Below are 14,419 nucleotides of genomic sequence, written 5' to 3'. Positions count from 1 at the left end.
TGGACTTTTCTATTGTTGCTCCCCCCTTCTTGGGTATTACTCTTCAATTACCATTTTCTAATCTTTTTGAAGACGATATGCAATCCTTATTTATAATCTTTCCAAGAGCATTGCACATGCGCTCTGCCTTTTCTAACAAAATTGTTCTATTTGTATTGAATGCAATTTGGTCTCTAAGCCCTTTTACCATTGAGCTTGTGAATTCGGGATTATCGACTAATTCATCAAAATCAAATTTGACTCCCCTTCTAAAAGGGTCCTCCTTATCATAAACCATCAAAAATGACCTGCCGGCAATTGCTTCAGGACTTTGCACAAACATTCGAAAATAATTCAATTGGCTATTCACAAAACTCAATTGAGAATAATAATCACTAATAAACTTGAGTATCGAATCATTTTGTATTAACTGTAATTTTCCAGAGCTGTTCAATTCTTCATAAACACTCTTCGAAGGTGTTATACCTGGATATAGTCCGACGTTAATCACACCTTTTTCAAATTCGTCTTTGCTAAGTCCATTCATGGACTTCGAGCTAATTGCTCTCACTGATTTTTCAATTCCATAAATATACTTTTCGGCCATTAAATTAATTTCATTAAGGTAACTTACAATTGCCTCAGATTCATCATGAAGTTTAATCAATATCAATTGTTCAGAACGTCTGTCTTTGATATAGTTATTATAGTTATTTACCTGTAATGCAATTAATATTCCAATTACAACCAATACAATTTCCCCAAAAGCATATTTAATGTATTTGCCTGTTTTATTCTCACTCATAAGTTTATAGCGTATTTTCCTGAAGAATTTAATCATAAGAAGTTGGTTAGCTTTCTAAAGGTAAGAAATTATTAACAGGGAAATCCAGAGCACAAAAAAACCACCTAATCTCTTAGATGGTTTTGTAAAGTTGCTCCCTCTAATATTGTTTTGTCGAACCATTTTAATGACGAATTGATAAGGTTTGCATTATTTTACGAAAGCAATTATAAGCATCATAGTCCTATTCTCTAGCGGGAAGCATCGAATTATCGAACCTAAATTTGATAGTGAGTGATTTTTTGAAGGTGGTTGAATTTGAAAGTTAATATTGTAATAATAACATTACACTTTATCTTTTTTTAATTCTTCTTCTATCAATTCTACAATATTTTCAATTACTAGCCATATGTCGATACCATTTCTTTATCTGACCAGAGTACTGAGATTCTATGGACTTCGTAGCTGCGCTGGCGCTTGAGGCAAGGCATTGTACGGTAATTTGGTGACCACCACTTTTTAATCTAATTGCTCCTGTGTAAGTTTGAGTTGTCATAATTTATAATTTTAAGATTAATATTAAGCCACTTTTAAGACTATCTTTTTGATTTTTTGTACTGTACCGCTAGATTTACCTGTAAGGGTCATAATGTTGCGAATAGATTGGTTTTGCTTAACAAATCGTACTACATCTGAATGTTCCGACAACAGTTGTTTAGAATCTTTGGTAGAACCAATCTTACGCCCCAATTTCCCACCATCTTTAATGTATTTAGTACGCCCAGAATCCAATCTAGATTTAATTAACCTCAATTCAGCCGATGCAAATGTTGAAGCGATACTTAACATTGTTTGTACCATGCCGTTTACTTCACCATTCTCTAATAACGTGTGCAACTTGTAGTTGTCAATGATAATATTTATACCATGTTCGTTACATTTTTCTAAAAACAAAGCAAATGATGATATTTTACGACTTATTCTCGATGTCTCAGAAGCTATGATGTGCTTAATATCGTTATTTATAGCATATTCCAATATCTCATCGTTAACGGCATCGTTTTTAGTGCCACTTTTATAATAACTAAACTCTTTTATGACTTGGTAAGTGTTACCGTAGTTAGACCTTAATAATTCGCTCTGATGAGTAACGTCTTGCTTATTTTCGGTGGTAGAACATCTACTAATTATAATCGCTTTTTCCATATGTAAATATACGAAAATAGCATCTCATAACCTAATTAAACAGCTGTAAACCAGGTGTTTGTATTATTTTTAATCAAAGGTATAAATACATGCTTATTATAAACAAATATTATTGTATAATCTCTTACTCAATTCTTTCGTAGAACACATATTCGGATTGGGCTTCAGCTCTCATTTCATTATCCCCAATAAACTCAATTACTCCTTCCATAGTTACACCAAAAAGTGTAAACCTGTACATACTTCCCCCTAAATTTTTCCACTCACCTATTATTGACCCAATATCTGTAAAGGCTTCCCATTTTCCATCCGAAAAATATGTAGATTTACCTTCCATTTCAGAAAGGTCGAATTCTTCTACAATGGAATTGTCGTCACGGTTAACAGTTTTTGTTTGTACCCATGTTCCAATTATTTTATCACCAGATACATCTTCATCACTATCACTATCACTATCACTACATGAAGAAAAGCTAATAAGAAAGACTAATAACAATGCAATTTTTTTCATAATTTTTTGTTTAAAACTAATATTTTTAAAGTTAGGTTTTTTTTAATAGGTCACCGTATAACAAGCTGGACTTGTGGCAAAATAAATCAAAGACTTAAATGAATACAAAAAAGTGTACCAGTTGTAACATTTTATAGATATAAAATGATACACTTGAGGTTTTGACACATATTTCTAAATTAGGGTGGCTAAATAATACACCTCACTTAAGGTAAAATTAATATGATTAAGATGTGCTTCGAGATAGCATGCTTGAAATAATACACTTTTTGTATATACAAAGCCTTTTATATTTCAAAAAATTTGTAGCCAGTTCACAGACCTATGGGACCCATTGTATATACAAGAGTCTTTCTTTTTCACCAAAAGGTGGGTTACGGGGCGAAGGTTAGAGAAATTTCAAAATCTGTACACACTTCATGGACCAGACGGACCAATAATTTAAAAATTGTATAAAAACACACAGTACTTTAAAGTATAGACTTTAATTTAGGTGCTAAGTTGGTGCAACACGGTACCAATAAAAAAGATGGTTTTTTATATGATTACTTAATATTTATATACAAAAGATAAATCATGGCAAAACTACCAACTACTGAGAATACCGATACCTTCATAATGAGAATATCCCCAACACTAAAAAGTAAACTTAATGAGCTTGCTCAAAAAAGCAAATATGGCAGTGCATCTGCAGTTATACGTGATTTGATTGAATCAGAGTATAGAAGATAACCATCATACAGGTGATACCATCTTAAATTGTCTTCAATCCTAATTCCTTTAAATATTCATTGTGCTCATGCAATGAATTCGTTGCTTTCTTTTCAATATCAACTAGTTTATCGTGCACTTCTTGAAGGTCAATTTTCTTTTCAGCTATAGCTGTACTAACATATCTAGAAATATTAAGGTTGAAATCGTTTTTCTTAATTTCTTCCATCGAACCTCTGAAGTGAACTCTGTGTTTTCTCTAATCGCAAGTATATCAAGGTATAACAGAAGAGAAACTAAAAACGCATCAACTGAAAAAGATGATGCGTCTTGTTTAGTAGCGGGAACTGGACTCGAACCAGTGACCTTCGGGTTATGAGCCCGACGAGCTACCTACTGCTCTATCCCGCGATATAATATCAAAAATGATTCTCTTAGCTTTTCACTCTCGGTTCATAATGCCGACCAAATCATTTCGGACTGCAAATATACAACCCTTTTTAACTTTAGCAAACATAAAAAACAAAAAATTATTGCTCGATACTTTCTGCTTGAAAACTTTCTAAATCGGTATTTCCAAATTTAATTATCACTTGAATAGGGTTACAACAAACTTCACAATCCTCAATATAAGACTGGTATGAAATAGAATTATCTAAAAGCATAGATATGCTTTCCCAACAATATGGGCAAGTAAAAAAATGTTCCATCATAAATTCAAAAATAAAAAAAGCAGATAAATTATTATCTGCTTTTTACTAACTAACTAATTTATGATAAACTATTACATTACTATTCTTTTTCAATATCCATTGTTGCTGTTGCACTTTGGTTTTGTAATTCCATAAAAATTAAATCTGGAGGATTGTTTCCAGAAAAGGTTGTGAAATCGTTATTTAAATTATTATCACTTATCATAATGGTATTTAACTTTCTTAGATTTAAAAACTCCATTGGTAAATTACCAGAAAATTGATTTGTAGATAATAATAACTCCTCTAAATTTTCTAATTGGGCAATTTCAACTGGAATCTCACCGTTCAATTTATTATCCATTAAGCTTAACTTTTCTAATTTAGTTAAAGCATATATTTGATTTGGAATGGTTCCTGTTAAAAAATTACTTCCTAATAAAAGTTCTTTTAAGTTGGTTAATTCCATTAAAGAAGTTGGAATATTTCCAGAAAACTTATTACTATATAATTTTAATGATTCTAAGTTTTTTAAAGCGCCTAATTCTGAAGGAATATTACCTTCTATAGCATTCATATATAATTCTAATGAAGTTAACTCTTTTAGATGTTGAATTGAAGTTGGAAGTTCTCCAGTGATTTTATTGAAACCTAAATTGAACTTTCTAAGATTAACTAGATTACCAATTTCTGAAGGAAGTGTTCCTCGTAAATTATTAAATTGCAAATTGATTTCTACAATTTTATTGTCCTCAACTTGAATACCATGCCAAGAATCTACAGAAGTAGTAAGATCCCAAGTTACATTCCATTCACTACCATTGGTTGCATTGTAAAGAGTTATTAAAGCCTCTTTCTCAATAGATGATACATTTGCAAAGGAATATGCCGAAACTAAAAAGCAGGCAATTATAAGTTTTAATGTCTTCATGTCGAATAAATTTGGGATTAATTCTCCTACGAAAGTAGCACGTATATGGATTAAAATCTATTTTATTCGACGAAATACATAAAATTTTAACATTTACTAATCGACGAACTGCTCAATTTCCAGTTGAACGTCCTCCCATTTTTGCATTAATTCTTGTAATTCGGTTTTCTTTTTTTGATAATTTTCAAAGAAATTTGGTTTCGAGGTTACTTCTTCGTAATTCACCTCTAACTGCACATCAATTACTTTTATGTCTCGCTCCAACTGGTTTATCTTAGATTCCACGTTACTTAGCTTATTGTTTAAAGACTTTATCTTTTTCTGGTCTTCATAAGACTTTTGCTTCTTTTCTTTTGGCGATTGCTTAACAACGGTGCGTTTTTCAACTTCACGTAAGTTATCTACCTTACGGGCATCTAAATAATAATCTATATCCCCTAGATACTCTTTTATTTTATGATCTTTGAACTCATAGACTATATTGGTAAGACCCTGAAGAAAATCACGATCGTGAGACACCAAAATTAAAGTACCTTCAAATCTTGACAATGCTTCTTTCAAAACATTTTTCGATTTAATGTCTAAATGGTTTGTAGGCTCATCCATTATTAAAATATTAAACGGTTGAAGCATCAGCTTTGCTAAAGCAAGTCTATTGCGCTCTCCCCCAGATAATACACGAACATACTTATCGGCCTCTTCTCCCCTAAACAGGAAAGACCCTAATATATCACGAACTTTACTTCTATTAGACTCATTTGCAGCATCAATCATCGTATCTAAAACAGTTTTATTACCATCTAAATATTCTGCTTGGTTTTGGGCAAAATATCCTATTTGTACATTATGCCCTAGTTTTAAATGACCATCATACTTAATATCTCCAACTATTATTTTTGCTAAAGTCGATTTTCCTTGCCCATTCTGTCCTACAAATGCTGTTTTACTATCGCGTTCTATAAGTAGATCAATATTTTTAAGCACTTGATTGTCTCCATAATTCTTTGAAATTCTTTCGGCTTCTACCACAACCTTTCCAGGAATTATTGAAATTGGAAAATTAAGAGTCATTACACTATTGTCATCCTCATCAACTTCAATACGATCTATCTTATCTAACTTTTTTATTAGCGATTGTGCCATGGTCGCTTTGGAAGCTTTAGCTCGAAACTTTTCAATTAATTTTTCTGTTTGTTCTATTTGCTTTTGCTGATTTTTTTGAGATGCTAATTGCTGTGTTCTTAATTCTTCACGGAGCACCAGATATTTAGAATATGGCTTCGGATAATCATAAATACGCCCTAAGGATATTTCTATTGTTCTATTAGTTACATTATCCAAAAACATTTTATCGTGTGATACAATTACGACCGCTCCAGCATAATTCTTCAAAAAGGTTTCCAACCAAATTATCGATTCTATATCTAAATGGTTGGTTGGCTCATCTAAAAGTAAAATATCATTATTCTGAAGAAGGAGTTTTGCGAGTTCAATACGCATACGCCACCCTCCGGAAAACGTATCAGTTAGTTTATTAAAATCTTCTCGTTTAAACCCTAAACCTTGAAGTATTTTTTCTGTATCTCCCTGATAATTATAACCACCAGCTATTTCATATTGATGTTGAATATCATTAATATCAATCATTAGCTGATGATAACTATCACTTTCATAGTCCGTGCGTTCAGCCAATTGTGTATTAATAGATTCTATTTGGGTTTCGAGTTGCTTTATTTCAGTAAATGCTTCATAAGACTCTTCTAACACCGTTCGCCCAAAGTCAAAATCAATATCCTGTTTTAAAAACCCGATTTTCAATTCCTTATCGGCAGCAATCTGTCCTGTGTCAGGCTCCATTTCTTTCGATAAAATCTTTAGCATCGTGGATTTTCCAGCCCCATTTTTACCAATAAGCCCAATTCTATCGCCATTACCTAGTTTAAAGGTGATATCCTCGAACAAGTATTCGCCTTGAAATGAAATCGATAAATTGTGAATATTCATCATAGAATTGTAACTTTTATTGCAAACCCTATATATTTAATAAAGTATCTTTGCAGCGTTTTAATGCGTTGGCAAAAATACACAATTATTATGTTTAAAAAAGGGAATAAATTATACAGTATTTTTACAGGATCCTGCCCTAAATGCCATGAGGAATCTATGTTTAAGAACAAGAATCCATTTATACTTTCAGAAGCCCTAGCGATGAATGAAACTTGCAGTAATTGTGGAACTAAATATAAAATAGAACCTTCCTTCTTCTATGGATCAATGTATGTAAGCTACCCAGTTGGAATTGCTTTTGCGGTGGCAGCTTTTGTGATTTCTTTTTTTGTATTTAAAGCGAGTATACACGTTATATTTATTTCTATTGTTGTAACACTTATAGTTTTTATGCCGGTAATTTTAAGACTTTCCAGAAATATTTGGATTAATTTTTTTATGCATTATGATAAGTCTTTAACTAAAAAATAACCCTCAAGAAAACTTATTAAAACCGGGCAATATCAATTTCCTTTTCTATCGGAACTTGTATCTCAATATACTTATAAAGTTGTTCTGAAACATACGGACCAATCATAACACCACGTGTCCCCAATCCATTAAGAACAAACATGTTTTTAATATCAGGATGCTCACCAACTAAAGGGCGTCTGTCTTTCACAGTTGGACGAACACCGGCTACTTGATTTACGACTTCGAAAGAACAATTTATGAGTGTTTTTAGTTTAGTTAAAAGCTCCATTTTAGCCTTTGAGGTTACCCTATTGGTTAAATCCGTCCATTCATAAGTTGCACCGACTAGATAGTGATGTTTTCCCAATGGAATTAAAAACACAGGTCCTTTAAGGACATAATCGATATTCAATTCTGGAGCATAAATGGTAAGTAACTCGCCTTTTGTTGGTACGAGTGGTAAATAATTAAAAAATGGATTCTTTGTAATTCCATATCCTTCAGCAAATATAATATGCTTTGATGTTGTTCCCTTGTAATGAAAACCCTGATCTAAAGCATCAAGATTCTCATAATGAAATGTACTCTCAACAAATAAGCCATCATCTAATAAATTAGATTTATATGCACTAATTAATGTTTTAACATCAACCCTTCCCGTATCATTAACTTCACCTAATCCATAAGGTGCATTAACTGATTCATTATTGTTCTTTACAATGTTCGTTGACAAATAATTAGAAAGTGATTGTTTATCCGAAGCTGCAAACCAGTTGTTCTGTTCTTCTAAGGATGCAAACTTACGATATACTGGAATTTTATAATCTAGTGAGGTATTGAGTCTTAATTCAATTTCAGAATACATTTTCATTGCAAGACCCAACTGTTCTTTACTTTTCCAAACTGGCGTAAAGCGTTTTAAAACCACTGGATTATATAAACCTCCTGCTACGGTTGATGATTTTTGTGAGGTATCATCATAGACCATAAAAGTCTTACTATTAGCTTTTAATTGCTCGCAAAAGCTAATCCCAGCTAAACCAATACCTACTATAATATAATCTACTTCCATAATTTATGCGAAGGTAATTAGAAATTGGATTTCTGCATTAGTTGGAATAACAAAAAAATGCTCACTTAAAAGTGAGCATTTTTTATTTTAATTTTTCGTGTGAATTAATAGGTCCACATATCAAGTTCGAAGTCTCGAATTTTGGTTTTAATTCTATCTGACTCTAGCAGTTGCATAAGAGCGTTTTGAGCGACATATTCATTAATCTTTCTATCACCTTGCACATTCTCCTCTTGGTAAACATAACCATGAAAACGTCGTGAATTTAATACGTGATCAAAAGAAAACGGTATCGCACTATTTTCATTATTAAATGATTTTGCTTCATGCAAAACATCTCTTGCGTCTGGGAAGAATACCCAAAATAGTTCTACTAAATCTGGTTCTTCTTCGTCAATAAAGTTCACATCTGGCGAAACAGGAGCAATTCCTAAGAGTCTGTATTTCATTTCGGCCTGACGCTTATCGAAATACCAAAGTCCTTTTATGTGATATTCTGTGATATCAGCAGCGGTAATGTCTCTTCTGTCTATATACTCTCCAGATAATTCTTCACCAGCATTTAGTTGCTCAATACCTAATTCGGTAGTATCAACTTTAGATAATGCAGCTTCAATATCTTTTAAAGTACGCTTTGTTGTGAAATAAGAATCATCGTAAATGTTTTCTATAGTACCATTTTTGATGTTTTTCATAAGCACATCGTATAATGATCGTCTATCGCTACCAATATTGTTTGTATCAATAGGGTAGTATAACGGGAAGTTAGCACGCTCGTCAAGAACAACTTTTTCCCATGTCATTTTAGAGAATAAAATATCTCTGTCGTCAACATACCCATATGGCAAAGCTTGATCGTTATCAATAGCTATCTGCGCTTCTGTTCTAACACCAATCTCATCAGGAGATTTTGCATTCAATATATTTGCTTGAGCAAATGTATTAGCTGCTAAAAAAACAGTTAGAACGGTTAATAAAAAACTTTTAAAATTCATCTTTCTTTAATTTTATTTATTGGGCCTAAATTAATTAGGCCCTAAATTTTAATTTGTAAGCTCAACGAATACAGGTGATACTTTTTTAAGTATTACACTTACACCGCCTGCTTTAGCTTGGATATCAAATATTTGAACTCCAGAACCACGCTTAGCTTTACGTAAAGCCGATTTAGCTCTACTATCTAACTTACTTCCACTAACATTTATTGTTGGTTGTCCAGGAACTTTAAATTTAAATCCTGTAACACGTAATGGTAGTTCGAAATCGAAATCGTCAAACTTCGCACCAATAGTAGATATTTCAAGACTGTTACGTTGCATTTTTACTGCACCATCTTCACCTCTAATAGTTCCTGTTGGTTTTGGTAAATCTTTAATTCTAAATGTAGCTCTATCACTTACAGGTTGTCCATCAGGTAATTTACCGGTTACATTAATAGTAACTTCTCTACCTTGAACTCTAGTAGCGTCCATTACATATTTACTCCCTCTAACTCTAGATAAACCTTGAGCACGAGCATTTACATTATTATCTGAAATACCAGCAAACGAAATCGTCATTGGGTTTTTAACACCACGGTATACTACGTTCATCTTATCTGCTGAAATAGTGGCAGAATTTGGTTTTGGAACTGTAGCGAAAGATTGATTTACTTCAACTTCTATATCCTCACCATCTTGGGCAAAAATTAGTTTACCTTCGATTTTATGCTCACCAGGAGTTCCTGTTCCAACATTCAATTTTACTTTACCATCTTCAATAGTATATTGATCTGCAGTTAAAGCTTTTCCATCTAAAGTCAATTCAACTCTATTAGGTTTCGTTGTAGCATCTTTTCTACCAAGCACAATCTGTCCATCAAATGTCTCTCCATTAAAATAAGCTGACTTTGTTGTTTCTAAAAGCGTTGTATAGTTAGTCATAGATACCTCACTAGAAAGTGTTCCTTGTAGCATATTGGACAACACTTCAGATTCTGTCGTTTTAATATCAGCTTGAAGCTGCGTCATTTTAGTTAAAGATGCCACTAATGGAAATCCTTTATAATGATATTCTAACCATTTTTGCTCACCAGCACCTCTTTTAACAGGGTCTGTTTCAAATTTGTCTTGAACATCTTTAATTACGCCTTCCATTCCTTTCTGATCAGCTAAAACGCTAGCTACACCATCTCTAAAAGTTTTCATTTGGTTCATGAATTCTTCTCCTGCAGGTTTTAATTTATCCCCTTTAAAGAAGTTTTGATCTAAATAATCACCTTTATCCATGATTTCATAATCTGTAGCATCATCTACAGTAGCAGACATGTTAGATTTCAATTCTTGTAAATACGTATTAAAGTTTGTTGCCAAATCTTTTATTTGACTTGCTTTAAGCTTTAGTGGTTCGTATTTTTCTTTTTGGTCAATAGCTTTTTGCTCAAGATTGGCAATAAAAGCTGTATTACGTTCCGACGCCGCTTGATTCGACTCGGTTAATTTCTCGTTCATTAATCCAAAAGCAGAAAGGACTTCTTTTGACATATTTAAAGCAAGCATTGCTATAAATATTAAATACATCAAATTAATCATTTTCTGTCTTGGTGATAAATTTCCTGATGCCATATCTAATTAGGTTTTGGTTAATTAATATAAATTTGGGATTAACCCCTAATTAGCTTTTGTTCATTGCAGATAACATACCTCCATAAACACCGTTTAACGATGATAAGTTAGATGCTAATGATTGCATTTGCTCTTTCAATTTAGCAGCATTCTCTACAGACTCTTCATTAATAGTAGCTTGTCTGTTTACACTTTCTAATTGTACTTTGTATAAGCTATTTAAAGACTCCATTTGTGCAGCGGCTAAAGATAACTCTTCACCATATTTTCTAGTAGCCTCTAAAGATTCTACTGTTGGAGAAATGTTTTTAGCAGCACCTTCAAAATTTTTGATACTGTCTCCTAAACTTGCCATAAGCTCGCCATCAATTTTAGCGTCTTTTAATAACTCATCTAATTTTTTAGATAATAATCCTTGTGGATCTTTTGCTTCTTTTTCTGAAGATTGTCCTCCAGCTAATTCCGGGTACACTAACGACCAATCTAAATCGTCGTCTACTGGTTCGAATGCTGAAATTGCAAAAATAATTGCTTCGGTTACAAGACCTATAGTTAACATAACGTTACCTGTTAAAGGTCCAATTTCAAAATGAATAATTTTGAATAGTGCTCCAACTATTACAATTGATGCTCCTAATCCGTAAGCTAAATTCATAAACTTTTTACTTGCTCTTGACTGTGCCATAATTTTCGATTTTTAATGTTAAGTACGAATACTTAAGTAGGTTAATTAATAGTATTTATTATTGATTTGATTTATTATTTACCGTTTTTAGTTACTTGTGTCCCCATATAATCTTGAACGGTTCTGAATCCTATATAACTTCTTGCAGAATCTGCATACTCGTAATCTCTTGAACTCACTTGTAAGAAGTATGCAACATCCTTCCAAGATCCTCCACGTACTACTTTACGTTGATTTTCTTTGTCGTTTACACTTGGATTTACAGTTGAAACATATTCATAAGATGATGGATCGTAAGATGCATTCACCCATTCTGAAACATTTCCTGCCATATTATACAAGTTATAATCATTAGGCTCATACGAATCTGCTTCTACAGTATATAAAGCCTGATCTGCTGCATAATCACCACGAACAGGTTTAAAGTTTGCCATAAAACAACCTCTGTCATTTTTAGCGTACGGCCCACCCCATGGAAAAGTTGCAGCTCGTAAGCCACCTCTTGCAGCATACTCCCACTCCGCTTCAGATGGTAATCTGAACGAGTTTACAAAATGTGCTCCTTTTTTTCCTTTTTGATAGGCGTTCTTCCATAAAGTTCTCCATTGACAAAATGCTTTTGCTTGTTTCCAAGTAACACCTACAACTGGATATTCTCCATAAGCGTCATGCCAGAAATAATCATTATGCATTGGTTCGTTATAAGAATAAGCAAAATCTCTAATCCATGTTGTTGTATCTGGATACACTTCAACTTCTTCTTTTATTAAAACGTCTTTACGTCTAAGGCTTCTATCTTTTGCAGCCTTTTGAATGTCCATATAAGTATATTGGAATTTAAACTTAGAAACATCCCAAGTTCTTTGTCCGTTATAAGACTCTTCTTCTGGTAAATACATGGTATCCATAACTTCGGCATAATACTCATCTATATATTCTGAAGTATCAAATACAACATCTACATCTTTATTTAGTTTATACCCTTCATATCCCGTAGGTCCTAAACCAGTATAATTATTATAGATGTATTTTTCATAAACAGTCATATTAGCTGTATCTGCATTTTTAAATGCAAATTCACCAATAGTACCTTCATCTTCTTGGGTTAAACCAACCTCATCTGCTAATATTGCTAGCTTAGTTCTAATAATAGAATCTCTTACCCAATTAACAAACTGACGATACTCACTATTTGTGATTTCTGTTTCGTCCATATAAAAGGCTCTAACAGTTACGGTTTTAGCAGGTGCGTCATGCACGCCAGCTAAATCATCGTCTGCTTTACCCATTATAAAAGCACCACCAGGAACAAGTTCCATTCCATAAGGCTTTTCTGGATGCCACTTCTTTCCTTTAACACCAACTAGCTCGCCCCTATCTTTAGAGCCACAACTAGCGAACAATGTTAATACTGCGGTTAATAATATAAACTTCTTCATATCCATAGAAAACTCGAGGTTAATTATTTAAGCTTCAATTTCGAGAGCGTAAACATATTTATATATTTCTTAAAAAACAACTTTTTTGTAAAAAAAATTACATTTCGTCGTGAAAAAATTACATTTCATCGATGAAATCAACCTTTTAACTACTTTTTATCGTCAAATGCAATTCTTTTGGAACGCTTTATACCAACGGTCTGGGACCTTATTATTGCATGCGTCAAGATAATCTTGGTGCATGCATGGTAATAACGTATGTCTTTTCAATTTATTATTGACTTCTGCTAAAAAAGGGATTTCAATCCACCATCTGCCGGTCTTGTTACTTTTATAAAAGACTAATTCTTGGGAGTCTACTAAGGTAATAAATTTTTGGTAGTTTACTTCATCTGAAAAATCATCATCCTTTACTCTAAAATTATACCCTTCGATAAAATACCATATTATTTGTGCAATAAGCATGGACGTCATTTCATCGTCCTTTGATGGTTTGTATTCATAAACACCAAAAGAAGACACCTTATTACTTATACCTGCATAACGAGCAATGGCACAAATCTCTTTGCCATCTAGTCCATTAGGCGACATTTTTTGATTTAAACTTAACTCAGATCCCTTAACAGAGCCCAAATCAATGCTAACCACATTCGCATCTCGCATAACTGGCTCAACAAATGTTACATCTTTAGATACTTGCCCTAACCTATAAGCTTCAAAATAAAGCTTATCCATTAAATCTATTTCTTCTTGTGAGTTAAAATAAGTTTGATACCCTATAGTCGCATAATTAAAAAGGTTATATGGCTCATCCAATATAATCTTACCAACAAAACTCTTATTCTTTATGGGTTTGGCAGAATCTCCTAAATCAAACTTGCAATCAACGTTCACAATATTTACCATAGGACTAATATCATCGTAAGCCCGATAGTTTGCATATGTAAGATCTTGTGTCCCTCCTATTATAATAGGAATGATATTCTTTTTCACTAAAATACTTACCGTAGTTTTAAGAGCGAAGTAAGTATCTTCAACACTTTCTCCTTGATTAATATCTCCTAAATCGGCAACAGTCACACTCCAACTACCTGGAAAAAGACCGTATAAGGTTTTTCTTATTTCATTTAACTGAAACTCTTCTCCTATATAATTAATATCATTTCTGTTTTCTAGCACACCAACTATAGCCATGTTAACATTGTCTAAATCTGGAATACCGTTTTGTGAGGAATGAATGCGAAGTTTTCTTCCGAGTGCTTGAACAGATATTAACTCATTATGAGCCAAAACCATATCTGAAACTGGGGAGAGAAAATTAAAGTTCATAAGATTATTAAGCTAAA

16 protein-coding genes and 1 tRNA gene are annotated in these 14,419 nt (G+C 32.9%); 2 read left to right on the top strand and 15 right to left on the bottom strand.

Annotation, left to right across the window (positions count from 1 at the left end):
* Positions 1–43: 43 nt before the first annotated feature.
* The 4 genes from AC2D6V_RS07305 to AC2D6V_RS07290 form a co-directional block, all read right to left on the bottom strand.
* Positions 44–820: a DUF6090 family protein gene (locus AC2D6V_RS07305; RefSeq protein ID WP_484647399.1), complete on the bottom strand. Its 777-nt coding sequence runs from the start codon at positions 818–820 to the stop codon at positions 44–46.
* A 337-nt stretch (positions 821–1,157) separates the two neighbouring features.
* Positions 1,158–1,319 carry a hypothetical protein gene (locus AC2D6V_RS07300; RefSeq protein WP_484647397.1) on the bottom strand — a complete coding sequence of 54 codons (162 nt, stop codon included), beginning with the start codon at positions 1,317–1,319 and terminating at the stop codon, positions 1,158–1,160.
* Positions 1,320–1,342: 23 nt separating this feature from the next.
* Positions 1,343–1,969 (bottom strand): recombinase family protein, encoded by a 627-nt coding sequence (locus AC2D6V_RS07295; protein WP_484647396.1) that lies wholly within the window; start codon positions 1,967–1,969, stop codon positions 1,343–1,345.
* A 124-nt stretch (positions 1,970–2,093) separates the two neighbouring features.
* Positions 2,094–2,480, bottom strand: a complete 387-nt coding sequence (locus tag AC2D6V_RS07290; protein WP_484647395.1) for a hypothetical protein — start codon at positions 2,478–2,480, stop codon at positions 2,094–2,096.
* Between the two features lie 576 nt (positions 2,481–3,056).
* Between AC2D6V_RS07290 and AC2D6V_RS07285 the strand changes: the two genes are divergently transcribed.
* Positions 3,057–3,212 (top strand): ribbon-helix-helix domain-containing protein, encoded by a 156-nt coding sequence (locus AC2D6V_RS07285; protein WP_484647394.1) that lies wholly within the window; start codon positions 3,057–3,059, stop codon positions 3,210–3,212.
* A 22-nt stretch (positions 3,213–3,234) separates the two neighbouring features.
* Here the strand turns inward: AC2D6V_RS07285 and AC2D6V_RS07280 are convergent, their stop codons facing one another.
* The 5 genes from AC2D6V_RS07280 to AC2D6V_RS07260 form a co-directional block, all read right to left on the bottom strand.
* Positions 3,235–3,420, bottom strand: coding sequence for a hypothetical protein (locus tag AC2D6V_RS07280; protein WP_484647393.1), 186 nt, complete (start codon positions 3,418–3,420; stop codon positions 3,235–3,237).
* 109 nt (positions 3,421–3,529) lie between these two features.
* Positions 3,530–3,602 (bottom strand) — tRNA-Met (locus AC2D6V_RS07275).
* 119 nt (positions 3,603–3,721) lie between these two features.
* Positions 3,722–3,904, bottom strand: coding sequence for a CPXCG motif-containing cysteine-rich protein (locus tag AC2D6V_RS07270; RefSeq protein ID WP_484647392.1), 183 nt, complete (start codon positions 3,902–3,904; stop codon positions 3,722–3,724).
* A gap of 79 nt (positions 3,905–3,983) precedes the next feature.
* A complete protein-coding gene (locus tag AC2D6V_RS07265) occupies positions 3,984–4,814 on the bottom strand; it encodes a leucine-rich repeat domain-containing protein (protein ID WP_484647391.1) in 831 nt (276 codons plus the stop codon).
* Between the two features lie 96 nt (positions 4,815–4,910).
* A complete protein-coding gene (locus AC2D6V_RS07260; protein WP_484647389.1) occupies positions 4,911–6,821 on the bottom strand; it encodes an ABC-F family ATP-binding cassette domain-containing protein in 1,911 nt (636 codons plus the stop codon).
* Between the two features lie 87 nt (positions 6,822–6,908).
* On the opposite strand from AC2D6V_RS07260, the gene AC2D6V_RS07255 reads away from it, so the two are divergent.
* Complete coding sequence (locus tag AC2D6V_RS07255) at positions 6,909–7,292, top strand: DUF983 domain-containing protein (protein ID WP_484647387.1); 384 nt, start codon at positions 6,909–6,911, stop codon at positions 7,290–7,292.
* Between the two features lie 16 nt (positions 7,293–7,308).
* Here the strand turns inward: AC2D6V_RS07255 and AC2D6V_RS07250 are convergent, their stop codons facing one another.
* From AC2D6V_RS07250 to AC2D6V_RS07225, 6 genes are all read right to left on the bottom strand, one after another.
* Positions 7,309–8,346, bottom strand: coding sequence for an NAD(P)/FAD-dependent oxidoreductase (locus tag AC2D6V_RS07250; protein ID WP_484647385.1), 1,038 nt, complete (start codon positions 8,344–8,346; stop codon positions 7,309–7,311).
* A 104-nt stretch (positions 8,347–8,450) separates the two neighbouring features.
* Positions 8,451–9,341, bottom strand: a complete 891-nt coding sequence (porN, locus tag AC2D6V_RS07245) for a type IX secretion system ring subunit PorN/GldN (RefSeq protein ID WP_484647384.1) — start codon at positions 9,339–9,341, stop codon at positions 8,451–8,453.
* A gap of 48 nt (positions 9,342–9,389) precedes the next feature.
* Positions 9,390–10,949, bottom strand: a complete 1,560-nt coding sequence (gene porM, locus AC2D6V_RS07240) for a type IX secretion system motor protein PorM/GldM (RefSeq protein WP_484647382.1) — start codon at positions 10,947–10,949, stop codon at positions 9,390–9,392.
* Between the two features lie 49 nt (positions 10,950–10,998).
* Positions 10,999–11,634 (bottom strand): type IX secretion system motor protein PorL/GldL, encoded by a 636-nt coding sequence (gene porL, locus AC2D6V_RS07235; RefSeq protein WP_484647381.1) that lies wholly within the window; start codon positions 11,632–11,634, stop codon positions 10,999–11,001.
* Between the two features lie 74 nt (positions 11,635–11,708).
* Positions 11,709–13,073: a T9SS ring complex lipoprotein PorK/GldK gene (gene porK / locus AC2D6V_RS07230; RefSeq protein ID WP_484647380.1), complete on the bottom strand. Its 1,365-nt coding sequence runs from the start codon at positions 13,071–13,073 to the stop codon at positions 11,709–11,711.
* A gap of 162 nt (positions 13,074–13,235) precedes the next feature.
* Positions 13,236–14,402, bottom strand: coding sequence for a formimidoylglutamase (locus AC2D6V_RS07225; RefSeq protein ID WP_484647377.1), 1,167 nt, complete (start codon positions 14,400–14,402; stop codon positions 13,236–13,238).
* Positions 14,403–14,419: the final 17 nt, after the last annotated feature.

The organism is Algibacter sp. YIN40 (genome assembly GCF_057219435.1).
This window is presented reverse-complemented; position numbering and strand designations above follow the sequence as displayed.